Annotated in this window: 19 protein-coding genes and 1 rRNA gene; 8 read left to right on the top strand and 12 right to left on the bottom strand. The window is 29.6% G+C overall.

Annotation, left to right across the window (positions count from 1 at the left end; all coding sequences use genetic code 11):
• The 12 genes from H8923_RS15725 to dnaA form a co-directional block, all read right to left on the bottom strand.
• Positions 1–117, bottom strand: a 16S ribosomal RNA gene (locus H8923_RS15725); the annotation flags it as partial.
• Between the two features lie 249 nt (positions 118–366).
• On the bottom strand, positions 367–1,140 hold the full coding sequence (locus H8923_RS15720; protein WP_153972807.1) for a SigB/SigF/SigG family RNA polymerase sigma factor: 774 nt from the start codon (positions 1,138–1,140) through the stop codon (positions 367–369).
• On the bottom strand, positions 1,140–1,547 hold the full coding sequence (locus tag H8923_RS15715) for an ATP-binding protein (RefSeq protein ID WP_279235025.1): 408 nt from the start codon (positions 1,545–1,547) through the stop codon (positions 1,140–1,142). The genes H8923_RS15720 and H8923_RS15715 overlap by 1 nt, the downstream gene beginning before the upstream one ends.
• 3 nt (positions 1,548–1,550) lie before the next feature.
• Positions 1,551–1,868 (bottom strand): STAS domain-containing protein, encoded by a 318-nt coding sequence (locus H8923_RS15710; protein ID WP_153972806.1) that lies wholly within the window; start codon positions 1,866–1,868, stop codon positions 1,551–1,553.
• A gap of 18 nt (positions 1,869–1,886) precedes the next feature.
• Positions 1,887–2,144, bottom strand: a complete 258-nt coding sequence (locus H8923_RS15705) for a DUF948 domain-containing protein (RefSeq protein WP_153972805.1) — start codon at positions 2,142–2,144, stop codon at positions 1,887–1,889.
• The gene (locus H8923_RS15700) at positions 2,144–2,425 is read right to left on the bottom strand and encodes a YtxH domain-containing protein (protein WP_153972804.1); all 282 of its coding nucleotides are present in this window, start codon (positions 2,423–2,425) and stop codon (positions 2,144–2,146) included. The genes H8923_RS15705 and H8923_RS15700 overlap by 1 nt, the downstream gene beginning before the upstream one ends.
• Before the next feature lie 79 nt (positions 2,426–2,504).
• Positions 2,505–4,934 carry a DNA gyrase subunit A gene (gene gyrA / locus H8923_RS15695; protein WP_153972803.1) on the bottom strand — a complete coding sequence of 810 codons (2,430 nt, stop codon included), beginning with the start codon at positions 4,932–4,934 and terminating at the stop codon, positions 2,505–2,507.
• A 17-nt stretch (positions 4,935–4,951) separates the two neighbouring features.
• Entirely contained in the window at positions 4,952–6,853 is a 1,902-nt protein-coding gene (gyrB, locus tag H8923_RS15690; protein WP_153972802.1) for a DNA topoisomerase (ATP-hydrolyzing) subunit B, read from the bottom strand.
• Positions 6,854–7,969 (bottom strand): DNA replication/repair protein RecF, encoded by a 1,116-nt coding sequence (recF, locus tag H8923_RS15685; RefSeq protein WP_153972801.1) that lies wholly within the window; start codon positions 7,967–7,969, stop codon positions 6,854–6,856.
• A gap of 15 nt (positions 7,970–7,984) precedes the next feature.
• Positions 7,985–8,191, bottom strand: coding sequence for a S4 domain-containing protein YaaA (gene yaaA, locus H8923_RS15680; protein WP_153972800.1), 207 nt, complete (start codon positions 8,189–8,191; stop codon positions 7,985–7,987).
• Positions 8,192–8,326: 135 nt separating this feature from the next.
• Positions 8,327–9,433 carry a DNA polymerase III subunit beta gene (gene dnaN, locus H8923_RS15675; RefSeq protein ID WP_187127980.1) on the bottom strand — a complete coding sequence of 369 codons (1,107 nt, stop codon included), beginning with the start codon at positions 9,431–9,433 and terminating at the stop codon, positions 8,327–8,329.
• Between the two features lie 242 nt (positions 9,434–9,675).
• On the bottom strand, positions 9,676–11,001 hold the full coding sequence (dnaA, locus tag H8923_RS15670) for a chromosomal replication initiator protein DnaA (protein ID WP_153972799.1): 1,326 nt from the start codon (positions 10,999–11,001) through the stop codon (positions 9,676–9,678).
• A 640-nt stretch (positions 11,002–11,641) separates the two neighbouring features.
• Between dnaA and rpmH the strand changes: the two genes are divergently transcribed.
• The 8 genes from rpmH to rsmG all read left to right on the top strand — a co-directional run bounded on the left by rpmH (position 11,642) and on the right by rsmG (position 18,055).
• Entirely contained in the window at positions 11,642–11,776 is a 135-nt protein-coding gene (gene rpmH, locus H8923_RS15665; RefSeq protein WP_021428024.1) for a 50S ribosomal protein L34, read from the top strand.
• Positions 11,777–11,851: 75 nt separating this feature from the next.
• Entirely contained in the window at positions 11,852–12,196 is a 345-nt protein-coding gene (gene rnpA, locus H8923_RS15660; protein WP_153972798.1) for a ribonuclease P protein component, read from the top strand.
• A gap of 36 nt (positions 12,197–12,232) precedes the next feature.
• Positions 12,233–12,484 (top strand): membrane protein insertion efficiency factor YidD, encoded by a 252-nt coding sequence (gene yidD / locus H8923_RS15655; protein WP_153972797.1) that lies wholly within the window; start codon positions 12,233–12,235, stop codon positions 12,482–12,484.
• A gap of 25 nt (positions 12,485–12,509) precedes the next feature.
• Complete coding sequence (locus tag H8923_RS15650; RefSeq protein WP_153972796.1) at positions 12,510–13,214, top strand: YidC/Oxa1 family membrane protein insertase; 705 nt, start codon at positions 12,510–12,512, stop codon at positions 13,212–13,214.
• The gene (gene jag / locus H8923_RS15645) at positions 13,186–13,830 is read left to right on the top strand and encodes an RNA-binding cell elongation regulator Jag/EloR (RefSeq protein ID WP_153972795.1); all 645 of its coding nucleotides are present in this window, start codon (positions 13,186–13,188) and stop codon (positions 13,828–13,830) included. Before H8923_RS15650 ends, jag begins: the two co-directional genes overlap by 29 nt.
• Positions 13,831–13,948: 118 nt before the next feature.
• A complete protein-coding gene (mnmE, locus tag H8923_RS15640; protein ID WP_153972794.1) occupies positions 13,949–15,328 on the top strand; it encodes a tRNA uridine-5-carboxymethylaminomethyl(34) synthesis GTPase MnmE in 1,380 nt (459 codons plus the stop codon).
• 119 nt (positions 15,329–15,447) lie between these two features.
• Positions 15,448–17,343: a tRNA uridine-5-carboxymethylaminomethyl(34) synthesis enzyme MnmG gene (gene mnmG, locus H8923_RS15635; protein ID WP_153972793.1), complete on the top strand. Its 1,896-nt coding sequence runs from the start codon at positions 15,448–15,450 to the stop codon at positions 17,341–17,343.
• Positions 17,336–18,055, top strand: coding sequence for a 16S rRNA (guanine(527)-N(7))-methyltransferase RsmG (rsmG, locus tag H8923_RS15630; protein WP_153972792.1), 720 nt, complete (start codon positions 17,336–17,338; stop codon positions 18,053–18,055). The genes mnmG and rsmG overlap by 8 nt, the downstream gene beginning before the upstream one ends.
• Positions 18,056–18,072: the final 17 nt, after the last annotated feature.

Below are 18,072 nucleotides of genomic sequence, written 5' to 3'. Positions count from 1 at the left end.
GGTTACCCACGCGTTACTCACCCGTCCGCCGCTTTTTACCGAAGTAAATCGCTCGACTTGCATGTGTTAGGCACGCCGCCAGCGTTCATCCTGAGCCAGGATCAAACTCTCAAATAAAAGTTGATGGGCTCAGATACTGTTATATATCTGGCTTTGTTTGGTTGTTTCGAATAATTCTTATAAAGAATTAGTTATATAAATTAACCTACTGTTTAATTTTCAAAGTTCATTATCTTCGACTTACTTATCTTACCAAGTTTTTATTTCTTAGTCAAGACTTTTTTCAGTTCTCATTTTATCCGTATCTCTCGGACAAGTAATAATATACCATCTATTAAACAGTAGGTCAATACTTTTTTTCATTTTTTATATATTTTTTTCATATTCTTTTCTAAGCTTATCTACAATCTTTCTCTCTAGCCTAGATACAGTCATTTGAGATATATCTAATTCCTTTGCTATAGTCGATTGAGTTTTATCTAAAAAGAATCTATCTTTAAATATTTTTATTTCTAATTCATTTAATGTTTCCATGAACTTACTTATAAAATCATTATGTTCTATATCTCTAAAATTATTTTCTTCTTGCCCTATTTTATCAATAAGCGTAATATCTTTATCTTCTGAATCGTCATTACTTGTAGCATCTAATGATATAGGTTGATATCCATACGATGCTTCCATAGCTTCTAGAACATCTTCCTCTGTACACCCTAAATACTTAGCTATATCTTTAGCCTTTGGATGTTTTTTACTTTCTTGTTCTAAAACCAACTTAGCTTCACTAATCTTTTTACTTAACTCTTGAACTCTTCTAGGTACTCTTAATGTCCAAACCTTATCTCTAAAGTATTTCTTTATTTCACCTACAATTGTTGGAGTTGCAAAGCTAGAAAATTCAAACCCTTTTTCAATATCATATCTATCAATAGCATATATTAAAGCTAAGGATGCCACCTGATAAATATCTTCAAACTCAACACCCTTATTAATATACTTTCTCGCTAGTAAGTTTACTAAATATAGATGTCTCTCAATCAAAATATTTCTTATTTCTCTATCTTTATTTTTACTATATATCTTGAACAGTTCTTTATTATCCATATTTAGGTAATTAGTAGCATTAGCTACGTCTTTCATTAATTATCAACTCCTAAATATTTAGTCATTTTTATTATTGTTCCTTCGTTGACCGATGATTCAATACTCACTTCATCCATTAAAGTTTGTATTATAAATATTCCTAATCCATTTTCTTTTGGATTATCTAAGTCCGGTTTTCCTAAAGATTCTATATTACAACCAATTCCGTTATCTTTAATCTCTATATTAAGTCCATTATCTAATATATTAAAAGTTATATAAAATACATCATCCGAACTATGTTTAATTGCATTTGTGCAAGCTTCTGATACTGCAACTTTCATGTCTTCTATATCATCTATAGAAAAACCTATCTTATTAGCTATCCCTGAAGTTGTCAATCTTATAATACCTACATACTCTGGATTAGCGCTAATTTCCATTTTTATACTTTCACAAGTCAAAATTTATCCCTCCACTTTAAATATTTTATCTAGACCTGTTATATTAAAAATCTTTCTAACATTACTTCTAGGATTAATTATGTATATTTCTTTATTTCCCACTTTTAATTTTTTTAAAACACCTATCATAACGCCTAATCCAGTAGAATCTATATATTCTAAATTTTCAAGGTTAATTTTCATATCTAACATTTCTTTATCTGCTAGCTTATGTAAATATTCTTTTAATTTATCTGATGTAGATACATCTAATTCTCCGCCTAAATTTACATCCCAAAATTTATTTTGAGAATCTAATGTAGAATTTATGTTTATTGACATTTAAAAACCTCCTAATATCTATTTTCTAAAAATCCTAAATACCTTAAGTATACTAGTTACTTTCGTAAGTATAGCTATAATTTCATCTACGCTTTTTGTTATAGATGCTGTATTTTCAATTATCTCCTGAATATTTCTTTCATTATAATCAATTAATCTATTAGCTCTTTCCACAACCTTAGTTGTGCTGTTTAATAATTTAGCTATATATATAGCCACAATTAAAGCTGATGCTCCAATTAAAATAGCACCGATTTGCCACCCCATTGCATTCATTACTTACTCTCTCCCTCACCACCGAAAGTTCTACTTATTATTATTTCATCTTCTGAGATTTCTATATTATCTTCATCTAAATCTTCTGTAAGTAATGATATTTTTTCTTTTACATCCTCTAATGTTTCATGTAGAACATCTTTCGGATTTTCTTTCACTTCATCAAATTTTTCTTTCGCGTCTCTTCTTAATTCAGATCCCTTTTTAGGAGCAAAGAATAAACCTGCAATAAATCCTAATATTGCTCCTAGAAATAAATACTTTCCGCCTTTTCTACTCATAAATGCTTCTCCTCTCTCTTTATATATATATACATATCTCAATTATAACTAAATTATACAAAAAGAATAGGATAAAATCCTATTCTTCTTCCATATTTATTTTAGCTATGGAAACTACATTTACTTCGTCATCAGTTTTCATTAGTTTCACACCACTTGTTACTCTACCAAATATTGATATATCTGCTACTCTTAATCTAATAAGAACTCCATCAGAGTTTATTATCATAATTTCGTCATCTTCATTTACCATTTCTGCTCCGACAATTTTACCTGTCTTTTCGCTATTATTATAAGTTTTTATTCCTTTACCAGCTCTTATTTGGCTTCTATATTCAGTTATGTCTGTTCTTTTACCTAATCCATTTTCGCTAACTACAAGTAAATCAGTTCCTTCATCAGAAAGATTCATAGACACAACTTCATCATCACCTGATAAAGTTATACCTTTAACACCCATAGCAGTTCTTCCCATATGTCTTATATCATTCTCATCAAATCTAATAGACATACCATCTTTTGTGACTAAAAGAACTTCTTTGTTTCCGTCAGTAAGTTTAACATCTATTAACTCATCATCAGCTCTTAATCCTATAGCTATAAGACCTGATTTATTTATATTTTTAAATTCTTCTCTCTTAGTCTTTTTAACTATACCTTTTTTCGTAGCTAATAATAAATATTTATCTTCATCTTTTGCATCTATTGCAATTAACGTAGCTATTTTCTCATTAGGTGCTAATTGAAGTAAATTAACTATAGCAGTTCCTTTAGATTGTCTCTTTCCTTCTGGAACTTCAAATGCATCTAATCTGAACACTCTACCTCTATTAGTGAAGAATAATAATCTACTATGAGTTGTAGTAGTAACAAGTTCTTTTATGAAGTCTTCTTCTCTTGTTGTAAGAGCTGCAACTCCTCTTCCACCTCTTTTTTGACTCTTGTAAGTATCTGATGGCAATCTCTTAATGTAACCAAAGTGAGTAAGTGTTATTGTAATTTCTTCATCACTTATAAGATCTCTCATATCTATTTCGCCTTCAGCATGTCTTATTTCAGTTCTTCTTTCATCAGCATATTTTTCTTTTATTTCTAATATTTCTTTTTTGATTACGTTTAAAAGTAATTTTTCATCAGCTAATATAGCTCTTAATCTTTCGATCTTCTTAAGTAATTCTTGATATTCAGCTTCTATCTTATCTCTTTCTAAACCTGTAAGTCTTTGAAGTCTCATATCTAAGATAGCTTGTGCTTGAACATCACTTAAATTGAACTTCTCTATTAATCCCGCTTTAGCTTCTTGAGTAGTTTTTGAAGCTCTTATTAAACTTATAACAGCATCTATATTATCTAATGCTATTTTTAAACCTTCTAATATATGAGCTCTAGCTTCAGCCTTATTTAAGTCGAATTTAGTTCTTCTAGTTACAACATCTTTTTGATGCTCTAAGTAGTAGTATAATATTTGCTTAAGGTTTAATACTCTAGGTACTCCGTTTACAAGAGCAAGCATTATTATACTAAAAGTATCTTCCATTTGAGAATGTTTATAAAGATTATTTAATACTATATTAGCATTAGCATCTCTCTTTAATTCTATAACAATTCTCATACCTTGCCTGTTACTTTCATCTCTTAAGTCAGATATTCCCTCTAACTTCTTATCTTTAACTAATTCAGCTATTCTTTCCACTAGTTTAGCTTTATTTACCTGATATGGTATTTCTGTTACAACTATTTGTTGTCTTCCTTTAGCTAACTCTTCTATATAAGCCCTAGCTCTAACTTTTACCTTACCTCTACCTGTTCTGTATGCATCTGCTATACTTTCTTTTCCCATTATTATTGCTGAAGTTGGGAAATCAGGTCCTTGTATATTTTTCATTAAATCTTCAACTGTACATTCAGGGTTATCTATTAATTGTATAGTTGCATCTATAACTTCACCTAAGTTATGAGGTGGTACTGATGTTGCCATACCAACTGCTATACCATTTGATCCATTGACTAAAAGGTTAGGGAATCTTGATGGTAATACTGATGGTTCCTTTAAAGACTCATCAAAGTTTGGCACAAAGTCTACTGTTTCTTTATCTATATCTCTTAATAACTCTAAAGATAATTTACTCATTTTTGCTTCTGTATAACGCATTGCAGCCGGTGAGTCACCATCTACAGAACCAAAGTTACCATGACCATCAACTAAAAGACCTCTAGTCGAGAAATCTTGGGCCATTCTAACCATTGCGAAATAAACTGCTGTATCACCATGTGGATGGTACTTCCCTAGAACGTCCCCTACAATACGAGCAGACTTTCTATAAGGTTTATCTGGTGTTAAGTTTAATTCACTCATAGAATATAATATTCTTCTATGAACAGGTTTTAAACCATCTCTTACATCTGGAAGGGCACGACCAGCTATAACACTCATCGCATAGTCGATATAAGAGTTCTTCATTTCTTCCGCTATTTCAACAGGGATTATTTTGTTATTGTTTTCTTCCATTTACACATTCCCCTTTCTTATACATCTAAGTTTCTAACGTAAGTTGCATTAGCTTCTATAAATTCTTTTCTAGGAGCTACTTTATCTCCCATTAACATCGAGAATATTTGATCTGCAACTACTGCATCATCTATAGATACTTGTAATAAAGTTCTAGTTTCTGGGTTCATAGTCGTATCCCATAACTGTTCTGCGTTCATCTCTCCAAGCCCTTTATATCTTTGAAGCTCTACACCTTGTCTACCTATTTCATCTAATAAACTGTTTAGTTGAGCATCTGAATAAACGTAGTATTCTTTCTTTTGTTTTTTAACTTTATATAAAGGTGGTTGTGCTATATATACATAACCTTCTTCTATAAGAGGTCTCATATATCTAAAGAAGAATGTTAGTAGTAATGTTCTTATGTGAGCACCATCGACGTCGGCATCGGTCATGATTACTATTTTATGATATCTTAATTTCTCTAAGTCAAAATCATTTCCTACACCGCATCCATATGCAGTTATCATATTCTTTATTTCATCAGAAGATAATATTTTATCTAATCTAGATTTTTCAACGTTAAGTATTTTACCTCTTAATGGTAATATAGCCTGAGAGTGTCTATCTCTACCTTGCTTAGCAGAACCACCGGCAGAATCCCCTTCGACTAAGAATATTTCACTCTTAGCTGGATCTTTTTCAGCACAGTCAGCTAATTTCCCAGGTAATGAAGTACTTTCTAGTACACTCTTTCTTCTAGTTAACTCTCTTGCTCTCTTTGCAGCTTCTCTTGCTCTTTGAGCTCTAAGCCCTTTATCTACTATAATTCTAGCAGTAGTAGGATTTTCTTCTAAGAATGCACCTAGTTCCTCTACAGTTACACCGTCAACTATACTTCTCATAACTGTATTTCCTAGTTTAGTTTTAGTTTGTCCTTCGAATTGAGGCTCAGGAAGCTTAACTGATACTACAGCAGTAAGACCTTCTCTTATATCTTCTCCTACTAAATTTGGCTCACTATCTTTGATTAATTTATTTCTTCTCGCATAATCATTTATAGTTTTTGTAAGAGCTGCTTTAAATCCACTTAAGTGAGTTCCACCTTCGTGAGTATTTATATTATTAGCAAAAGAATATATGTTCTCTGTATAACCATCAGTATATTGCATAGCCAACTCAACTACACAATCTTTAACTTTTTTATCTATATATACTATATCCTCATGAATTCCAGTTCTGTTTTTATTTAAGTATTTTACATACTCAACTAATCCACCTGTATAATGGAATTCTTTCTTCTTAGGATTTTCATGTCTTTTATCTTCAAATACTATTTTTATGCCTTTATTTAAGAATGCTAATTCTCTAAGTCTGTATTCTAATGTTTCATACTTGAATTCTATTTCATCAAATATTGTTGCATCAGGCATAAATGTGATTATAGTTCCAGTATGAGTAGCCTCACCTACAGGTTCTAATGCAGATGTAGTTACACCTTTTGCATAAGTCTGCTTGTATATCTTTCCATCCCTATATACTTCAGCAACTAACCATTCTGATAAAGCATTAACTACAGAAACCCCAACTCCATGAAGACCACCAGATACCTTGTATCCTCCTCCACCGAATTTACCTCCTGCATGAAGAACTGTTAATACTGTTTCCAGCGTTGATTTTCCTGTTTTAGGATGTACTTCTACTGGTATACCTCTACCATCATCTTTTACAGTTACACTACCATCATCGTTTATTCCTACGTATATTTTTGAACAGTATCCTTGTAAGGCTTCATCTATACTGTTGTCTACGATTTCATAAACTAAATGGTGTAAACCTCTTGGACCAGTTGAACCAATGTACATACCAGGTCTTTTTCTAACGGCTTCTAATCCTTCTAGTACCTGTATCTGACTTGCACCATATTCTTGTTTCATTTAGTTCCCTCCATTCTCTATGCTAACAACATTTCCTTGATTTATATTAAAAATAGTTGTATTACTTTTATTAAATATTTTTTTATGTGAAACCTCAGCCGTAGTAATAAACATCTGTACTAAACTTAAGTTATCTATAAGCAACTTTTGCCTAGTTTCATCTAACTCACTAAAAACATCATCTAAAATTAAAACAGGATATTCTCCTACTTCATTTTTTATTAACTCTATTTCTGATAATTTCAATGAAATAGACGCAGTCCTTTGCTGACCTTGTGATCCATATAATCTAACATCTAAATCATTTATAAATATATTTAGATCATCCTTATGTATACCATATCTAGTAGTCCTAGTATCTATATCATGCTCTCTACTTGATACAAGTTTCTCGATAAACTTATTGTACACAGTTTCTATAGTATCCTCTTCAGATATATTTATTTGATTTTTATAATTAATTTTTAGATCTTCAATTTCATTAGTCAAATTTTTATGCATTGTCATAGAAATATTAGCTATTTTCTTTATAAAATCTCTCCTAAGAATATAAATATAACTTCCATACCTTGCTAAACTTTCATCATAAACATCTAGTAGATTTTTATCTACAATATGTCCCTTTAAAAGTTTATTTCTTTGAAATAGTACTTTGTTATAATTAGTAAGATAATTATAATACTTAGGTATAATTTGGCTAATTTCCTTGTCTATAAATGCTCTACGTTCTTTAGGTCCTTCTTTTACTAATTTTAAATCTTCTGGTGAAAAGATTACAACATTTAAATTACCAAGTAACTCATACATCTTTTGTATATGTACTTTGTTTACCTTAACACCCTTTTTATTTTTACCAATAGCTATCTCTATTAAGTAATCTGAATTATATTTAGAGAAACTACCTCCTACATATAAATTTTCTTTTTCGAATTTTATAATTTCTCTATCTTTGCTAGTTCTAAATGATTTTCCAAAGGACAACATGTAAATAGATTCTACTATATTTGTCTTACCTTGACCATTTTTTCCAACAAGCAAATTAACTTTTTCATTGAAATTTATATGTAAATTATCATAGTTTCTAAAGTTAACTAACTGTAAAGTCTTTAGTCGCATAAAAGGCGCTCCTTTTTACACTACTTTAATTTTTTGCCCTTCAACCTCAACTATATCTCCAGGTCTTACTTTTTTACCTCTTCTAGTTTCAACTTCACCATTTACTTTAACAACACCTTCTTGTATTAAGAACTTTGCGTGTCCACCAGTTGATGCAAAGTCAACTAACTTAAGAAATTGATCTAATTTTATATATTCAGTATCTATAGTTATTTCTAACATGTTGACTCCTCCTATTTTTCCATTTATATTATTCTTCCAATATTGCGCTAAAAATATATTATATCATAAATTTACTGACTAGCATAATTTAGTGATAAAAAACCCAACTTTAATCTAGTTGGGTTTTGTCTGTCTCTATATGTTAGATGAAATTCTTACTGGAAGTAATAAGTAAGTATACTTAACCTCATCAGCAGGTTTTATTATGCATGGATTGACATTAGTAGTAAATTCTATAAATATTTCTTCGCTATCTATGTTTTTTAATCCTTCTAAGAAATATCTAGAGTTAAATGCAATATCTAAATATTCCCCTTCTAGATTTAATTCCACTTCTTCATAAACATTACCTTTATCAGTATTTGAAGTTATCGCCATTGAGTTATCTCTTATCGTTAATTTTATAAGATTATTCTTTTCAGCTTGAGATAAAAGAGAAGCTCTTTCTATACTGTTTAAAAGATCTCTTGTTTTTAATTTTATTTTAGAATTATATTCTCTAGGAAGTAATTTTTTGTAATCTATGAATTCACCTTCTAAAAGTCTAGTTATTATTTTTGTATCGTCTATTATGAAAATAGCATTCTTATCATCAAATCCTAATCTTACATCTTCTTCCGATGATAATAAACTATTTACGTCGGTTAAAGTTTTTCCAGGTATTATAACTTTTGCATTGTTTATTGCATTATCTATAGAACAACTTCTAACAGCAAGTCTGTATCCATCTATTGCAACTAAACTTATATTTCCGTCAACTATTTCTAAAAGTTCACCCATTAATATTGGCTTAGTTTGATCTTGTGATGTAGCAAATACAGTTTGCTTTATCATATTTTTAAGTAAGTCTTGAGGGATACTATATAAATCCTCTTCTTTTACTTCAGGTAATTTAGGATATTCTTTTGCGCTTTCACCTTTTATTTTAAATCTAGAATTAACACAGTTTATATAAATATTATTATCATTATCCGTTTCTATTTCAACAAATGAATCAGGTAATTTTCTAATTATATCTCCAAATAATCTAGCATTAACTACTATTTCCCCTTCTTCTATTACTTCTGATTGAGCATAAGTTTCAATACCTATTTCTAAATCATACCCTGTAAGTTTCAATTGATCATGTTTCGCAGTTAATAATAACCCTTTTAATAATTCTAAAGTTGCTTTTCCGTTAATAGCTTTTTGAGCTATTCCTATTTTATGAGCTAAAAGTTTTTGATTACAAATTATTTTCACTGTGGATAACCTCCTCTTGCTTTTTATACAAAAAAATAAATAAAAATATTAGTAGTAATAGTAGTAGGTGTTGTTGATAATGTGAATAAGTACTTATGTGATAATAAACGCAAAGATATTAACATGTGTACAAAATGTTAATATCTTTGTTAGTTTTTGTAGAATATATTGTTAGTAAAAAATAGACAAAAATCTTATCAACACTTTATTAGACAGATATTAACAGACAAATGTGTATAAGATTAGCCTTTTAATTCAGACATTATTTTATCTATTTTAGCTTTAATATCATCATTTTCTTGTATATCTTTTGATATCTTGTCATGGGCATGAATAACTGTAGTATGATCTCTTCCGCCAAATTCCTCTCCTATTTTAGGTAAAGACAAATCAGTAAGTTCACGTGATATGTACATAGCTATTTGTCTTGGATACGCAATTGATCTAGTTCTTTTTTTAGAATTAAAATCTTCCATTTTTATATTAAAAATAGTTGAAACCTTCTCTTTTATTCTATTTACTGTAATTTCCTCAGTTTTAGACGTAGTAATAATATCTTTTAATGCTTCTGTTGCAAGATCAAAAGATATATGTCTATTTGTAAGAGAAGAGTATGCCACGACTCTTGTAAGAGCACCTTCTAATTCTCTTATGTTTGATTTTATATTTTTTGCTATATAAGTCATTACTTCATTTGGAACATCGATACGTTCCATTTGAGCTTTCTTTCTAAGTATAGCAATTCTAGTTTCAAAATCAGGAGCCTGAATATCTGTAATAAGTCCCATTTCGAATCTAGATCTCAATCTATCCTCTAATGTAGGTATTTCTTTAGGTGGCCTATCACTAGAGATTATTATTTGTTTATTTGCTTCATGTAAAGAATTAAAGGTATGGAAGAATTCTTCCTGAGTCCCTTCTTTACCAGCTATGAATTGAATATCATCTATTAAAAGTACGTCTACATTTCTATATTTATTTCTAAATTCTTCATTTCGATCATTTTTAATAGAGTTTATAAGTTCATTTGTAAATTTTTCAGATGAAACGTAAACAACTTTTGGATCCTTTTTTTCACTTAATATATGATGTCCAATTGCATGCATTAAATGTGTTTTTCCTAAACCAACTCCTCCATATAAGAATAAAGGATTGTAAGCTTTTGCAGGAGATTCAGCAACAGCTACACAAGCAGCGTGAGCAAATCTGTTACTATTACCAATTACGAATGTATCAAAAGTGTACTTAGGATTTAAATTAGGATAATTCTTTTTTATATTAGAAGGCTTGTCTTCTTCTTCTTCGTCTAAGTCTTCAACCTCTGATTCGCTTAATACAAATTTTACATTGTACTTTTTTAAAGATAACTGATTTATTGAACCTTCTATTAAAGTTAGGTATCTATCTTCTAGTATGCTTTTTGTAAATTCATTTGGAACCAGAAGAATCAAGTCATTTAAGTAAATTTTTAAAGGAACTATTTGCTTAAAAAAAGCATTAAAGCTAGGGCGAGAGAGCTCACCTTTTATTAATTGTAGTGTCTTGTCCCATAAAGAAACTATATCCATAATATAAACCTCCGAACAAAATAATTAACATTTTCCACAAAGTTATTAACAAAAATAAAAAATCTATATAAATTTAAAAAAGAATAATTAAAGTTATGGATAATGATGTGTATAATATATAATAAGTTAAATTTAACCTTAAAAAACTAAAAGATATAAACAATATGTATATAAAGTTATAAATAGTATATTTTAATAATAAATAAGTTAATAACTAAAGTATTGTCTTAAGATTTATAAGTTATACACATTTATATCCACAGTTTGTGAATAAAATTAAAATAGTTGATAAATTTATGAACATTATCAACAGGTATATTAATAATATCAGAATATATGCCAAACTTCAATATAATATGCGTAATTTATCCACAGTATTGTCATATTGTTGATAAAAATACACACAGGTATAAAATCTACTGTTTTTAAGCTATAATAAAAAGGAAATATAAAAAGTTATATACATTTATATAAATAGATAGAATTTTTTATAATCCAAATAAGTGTATTTGGTCGTCCAAAAACACGTTGACAACTAAAATAAAAGCATTTATAATTGTATGTGTTATGTTTACTTTGAGGGTAAAGTTGTTATTTTAATAAAATAAAACGGAAAAAATCTGAAAGGCGGTGCAATAGAATGAAAAGAACTTATCAGCCAAAGAAAAGACAAAGAAAGAAAGAACATGGATTCAGAAAAAGAATGAAAACTTCTAACGGAAAAAACGTGTTAAAAAGAAGAAGAGCTAAAGGAAGAAAGAGATTAACTCATTAATAGTTAAAAGGGCCGCTTAAAAGTGGCCTTTTTGTGTAAAAAAATAGTAGAAGCTGTGTTTATGGAGGATAAAATATGGACTTTAATAGAACACAAGGTTTAAAAAAAGATTCTGATTTTAGAAAAGTATATAAACACGGCAAGTCTTTTGCAAATAGATATCTAGTAATGTATATACTAAATAATAAATCAGAAAATAGTCGTATTGGAATATCAGTATCAAAAAAGGTAGGAAAAGCGATTATAAGAAATAAGGTAAGAAGAAGGATTAAGGAAGCATATAGAGTCAATATAGATGAAAACGTTAAATATGGATATGACATAGTTTTTATTGCAAGGGTTGCTATAAAAGATGCTGAGTATAAAGATGTAGAAAAATCTATGAAGCATCTTGTGAAAAAAGCAGAAATGTTTATGTAGGTACATATGGGGTGTTGTATCTTGGAGGTTTTCAATATGAATAAAATAATGTTTATAATGAAGGAAATAAATATATACTTATCGAAATTATGTATTTATTTAGTAAAATTATATCAAAAGTATATCTCCCCTCTAAAGGGACCTACTTGCAGATTTTATCCCACTTGTTCGCAATATTCTATAGAGGCATTTAAAAAGTATGGTTTATTTAAAGGTATGTATCTTACGATAAAGCGAATATTGAAATGCCATCCTTTTCATCCAGGAGGCTATGATCCTCTAAAATAAAAGATACTCTAGGAGGTATAGAGAATTGAACATAATTGGTAATTTATTAGGGCATGTTTTAAGAATTATTTACGATGTTGTGCAAAATTATGGATGGTCAATAATAGCATTTACAATACTTGTAAAAGTATTATTATTACCACTTACAATCAAGCAAACAAAATCAACTAAGGCTATGCAAGATATACAGCCAAAATTACAAGAAATACAAGAAAAATATAAAAATAAGCCAGAAAAACAGCAACAAGAGATAATGAAATTATATCAAGAAGCTAAGATAAATCCATTAGCAGGGTGTTTACCATTATTAATACAAATGCCAATAATAATAGGTTTATTCAGTGTTTTAAGAGACCCAGTAGCTTATGGTGTATTTCAAAATGAAGCAGCATTCAAATTAGCAGATACTGGATTCTTATGGCTACAAAGTTTAACAGCAACACATAATATCGAAATGGGGATACTTTCAGGTGTAAGTGCTTATGTAATGCAAAAAGTTATGACTCCTCCAGACCAAGCACAAGGTCCAATGAAGACTATGACTTATGTTATGGCAGCAATGTCATTCTACTGGGGTTATACATTCACAGCTGGTCTTGCATTATACTGGACAGTAAGTAACTTATTCTCTATAGCTCAATATTACTTAGTAATGAATCCTTTAAAAGCTAAACTGGCTAACTCTAAGGAGGAAGTAATAAATGAAGAAAAGCCTAGAATTAAAAAGTAAAACACAGCAAGAGGCTATAGCTTCAGCATTAGAAAAGTTCAACAAAGAAAATTTAAATGTAGTTGAAGGAGATCTTGAGGTTGAAGTACTAGAGACTCCGAGCAAAGGATTTTTAGGTTTAATAGGTTCAAGAGAAGGTACCTATAAGATAACTGTAGTAAAAGAAGAAGAAATTGATATTGCAAGAAACTTTGTAGAGAATATATTAAAAAATGCAAAACTTGATGCGAATGTAAATGTTGTTCAAGAAAAGAACCTAATAAAGGTTAGCATTGAAGGTGAAGAAGCAGCTTGTTTAATAGGAAGAAGAGGGGAAACTTTAGACTCTATTCAATTCCTAACAGGTTTAGCTCTTAACAAGATAAATAAAGATTCACACATGAGAGTTCTTGTAGATATTGAAAACTACAGATCAAAAAGAGAAGAATCTTTGGTAAAATATGCAAATAAAGTTGCTAGAGATGTTAAGAAAACTAAGAGAACTAGAAAACTAGATTATATGAATCCTTATGAAAGAAGGATTATACATTCAGCACTTCAAAACGATAAGTATGTAATTACTTACAGTGAAGGAACTGATCCATATAGAAGATTAGTTATAGAATATAAAAGATAAAATTTAGCCTCCTATAGTATAGGGGGTTTTATTTTTGTAATTTATTTTATATAATGTTAAGATTAAGGTAACAATTAGAATAATATAGATAAAATTTATTATATAAGAGGTGAGAAACTTGTTTATAGATGATACTATAGCAGCAATAGCAACAGCTCCTGGAGAAGGTGGAATAGGAATTATAAGAATTAGTGGAGAAAAATCATTACAGGTAGCTGAAAGCATATTTAAATCTGTAACAGGAAAGCAAATAAAAGATTATAATACGAGAACTTTAATATATGGAACTATAGTAGATGGTGAAAAGATAATAGATGAAGCATTAGTTGCATATATGAAAGGTCCTAAGTCTTATACAGGAGAAGATGTTATAGAAATAAATTGCCACGGTGGATTTATTTCTGTAAAGAAAATATTAGAGCTAATATTATCGAAAGATGTACGATTAGCAGATGCAGGAGAGTTTACAAAGAGAGCATTTTTAAACGGAAGAATAGATTTATCTCAAGCAGAAGCAATAATAGATGTAATAAAGGCAAAAACTGATAAAGCTCATGAAGTAGCACAAAGTCAATTAGAAGGTTCATTATCTAAGAAGATAAGAGAATTAAGATTCAAAGTAACGGAAGTTTTAGCTCACTTAGAAGTTTCTATAGACTTTGCAGAGGAAGATGTAGAAGAAATAACATATAAAACTCTTAGAGAAAATGCAGAGGATATTAAAAATGAAATAAAAAAATTGTATGATACATCTGAGAGTGGAAAAATATTAAGAGATGGACTAAAAACAGTTATAATAGGTAAACCAAATGTTGGGAAATCATCTCTATTAAATTCTATACTAGGTGAGAATAGAGCTATAGTTACAGATATAGCTGGAACTACTAGGGATGTAATTGAAGAATTTGTAAATATAAAAGGTATACCTCTTAAGATAGTTGACACAGCGGGTATTAGAGAAACTGAAGATATTGTAGAAAAGATAGGTGTAGAAAAATCTAAAGAATCTTATAATACAGCAGATTTAGTTATAATGGTACTTGATTCATCAAGACCTTTATCACAAGAGGATAGAGAAATACTAGAAACTCTAGAAAATAAAAAGACTATAGTTTTATTAAATAAAACTGATTTACCACAAAAAATTGATATAGATGAATTGTCTAAATATGTTGACTGTAGTAGTATAATAAAGATATCGGCATTACAACATAAGGGTCTAGAAGAATTACAAGATAAGATAGAAGCTATGGTTTATAAAGGTAGCGTTAAAAATTCTTCTAATTTGATGATAACTAACTCTAGACACAAGGATGCCTTATTAAAAGCGTATGAGTCTATAAATGATGCAATAAGTGCGATAGACCAAAGTATGCCATATGACTTTATAGAAGTTGATTTTAAAAATATATGGGATTATTTAGGATATATAAACGGAGATACAGTAAAAGAAGACTTATTAGATACAATATTCGCTAATTTCTGTATAGGGAAATAGGAATAATTAATTTAAAAATATAGCTTAATAATTTATAGTATTAATGAAATTCAATAAATATTTTTGTAGAAATCTAATGTTTATTGTGAAACATTAATATTTTCAGAGAGGAGATTTGCATGAAAAACTTTAATGCAGGAAATTATGATGTAATAGTTGTTGGAGCAGGTCATGCAGGTTGTGAAGCTGCTTTAGCAACTGCAAGAATGGGTCAAAGAACATTAATGATAACATTAACGTTAGACTCAATCGCTATGATGCCATGTAACCCTAATATAGGTGGAACTGGAAAAGGTCAATTAGTTAAAGAAATAGATGCTCTAGGTGGGCAAATGGGAATAAATGCTGATAAAACAATTATACAAAGTAGAATGTTAAATACAGCAAAGGGACCGGCAGTTCATTCATTAAGAGCACAAGCAGATAAATTTAAATATCATACAGAAATGAAAAAGACTATAGAAGATGAACCTAATTTAGATGTTGTAATGGATGAGGTTATAGATATACTTCATGAAGATAACGTAGTTACAGGAGTAGTTACAAAGTTAGGTTGTGAGTACTATTCAAAAGCAGTTATATTAGCAACTGGTGTTTATTTAAACTCTAAAATATATATGGGAGAAGTATCTTTCATGGAAGGTCCTAATGGATTAGGGTACGCAAAAAACTTAACAGAGAGTTTAGTTAAATTAGGTCTACAAATGAGAAGATTTAAGACTGGAACACCTGCTAGAGTACACAGAGATAGTATTGATTTCTCAGTTATGTCAATTCAAGAAGGAGACGAGAAAATTACACCATTTTCTTTCTTAACAGATAACTTAAAGATCGATCAAATTCCTTGTTACTTAACAAGAACTAACTTAGAGACTCATGAAATAATAATGAATAACCTAGGTAGATCAGCAATGTACAGTGGAAAAGTGGAAAGTACAGGAGCTAGATATTGTCCTTCTATAGAAGACAAAGTTGTAAGATTCAACGATAAAGAGTCGCATCAAATATTTATAGAACCAGAAGGTTTAGACACTAAAGAAATGTACATCCAAGGTATATCTACAAGCTTGCCTTATGAAGTACAAATTGCGATGTATAAAAGTGTAGCAGGTCTTGAAAATGCTAAAATAATGAGACCAGCATATGCAATTGAGTATGATTGTATAGATCCAACTCAATTAAAAATTTCACTAGAAATAAAAGGTGTAGAAAACTTATTTAGTGCAGGTCAGTTTAACGGAACTTCAGGATATGAAGAAGCTGCGGCACAAGGTCTTATTGCAGGTATAAATGCAGTTATGAAAATCGAAGGAAAAGAGCCTTTTGTACTTGATAGATCTGAGGCATATATAGGAGTTCTAATTGATGACTTAGTTACAAAAGGAACTAACGAACCGTACAGAATGATGACATCTAGATCAGAATATAGATTATATCTAAGACAAGATAATGCTGATATGAGGCTTACTCAAAGAGGTTATGATATTGGATTAGTTTCAGAGGATAGATATCAAAGATTCTTAGAGAAAAAAGATGCTGTAGAAAAAGAATTAGAAAGATTAAAAACTGAAAGAGTTACTCCTAAAGAAGTTAATCATAAGTTAGAAGAAATGGGAGCATCAGAAATAAAAGTAGGTTTATCTTTATATGAATTCTTAAAGCGTCCAGAAGTTAATTATGACTTAATAGAAGCCATAGGCAAGGGCGCAGGTGATGATGTATCTGATGAAGTAAAAGAACAATGTGTAATAATGACTAAATATGAAGGTTATATAGATAAGCAATTAAAACAAATAGATCAATTTAAGAAGTTAGAAAATAGAAAGCTTCCAGAAGATATAAGCTATGCATCAATAGAAGGTCTTAGAATAGAAGCAAGACAAAAACTTGATAATATAAAACCTATATCAATAGGACAAGCATCTCGTATATCAGGAGTTTCTCCAGCGGATATTTCTGTTCTTCTTATTTATTTAGAGCAGATGAAGAGAAATAGAGGAGGCAAGAATGACTAACGAAGATATATTAAGACAAGGTATAAAAGGTTTTGGTATAGAAGTAAGTGACCAAGTAATAAGCGATTTAAAAACATATAGAGAAATTTTAGTTGATTGGAATCAAAAAATGAATTTAACAGGAATAGAAGAAGAAAAAGAGGTGTTTATAAAGCACTTCTTAGACTCTATTTCTGCTGTTAGCAATGGATATATTAAAGATGGTATTTCTTTAATTGATGTTGGAACAGGTGCAGGATTTCCTGGTTTACCATTAAAAATATGTCTACAGAATATAAAGCTAACACTTTTAGATTCTTTAAATAAAAGAATAAACTTCCTTCAAGAAGTTAGTAGTACTGTAAACCTTAAAGATGTAGAATTTATACATGGTAGAGCTGAAGATTTTGGAAAAAATTCAGATTATAGAGAACAATATGATGTAGCTACTGCTAGAGCAGTTGCTGGATTACCTATATTAATGGAATTTTGTGTACCTTTTGTAAAGGTAGGCGGATATTTTGTATGCTTAAAGGGTCCAAATGCTAATTTAGAATTAGAAGAATCTAAAGCTGCAATGGATGTATTAGGGATAGAATTTGTTGAGAAGATAGATATCGAACTACCTAATGAAGAATTGAAGCATAATATATTGGTATTCAAAAAAATAAAAAATACTCCAGAAAAGTATCCAAGAAAAGCTGGGAAACCTGCAAAAAGTCCTATAAAATAGAATAGTAGATACTTTAT

It is taken from the genome of Romboutsia faecis (assembly GCF_014323405.1).
Taxonomy (GTDB): domain Bacteria; phylum Bacillota; class Clostridia; order Peptostreptococcales; family Peptostreptococcaceae; genus Romboutsia_E; species Romboutsia_E faecis.
The sequence above is the reverse complement of the archived record's forward strand: the minus strand, read 5'-3'. Positions and strand labels throughout refer to the sequence as shown.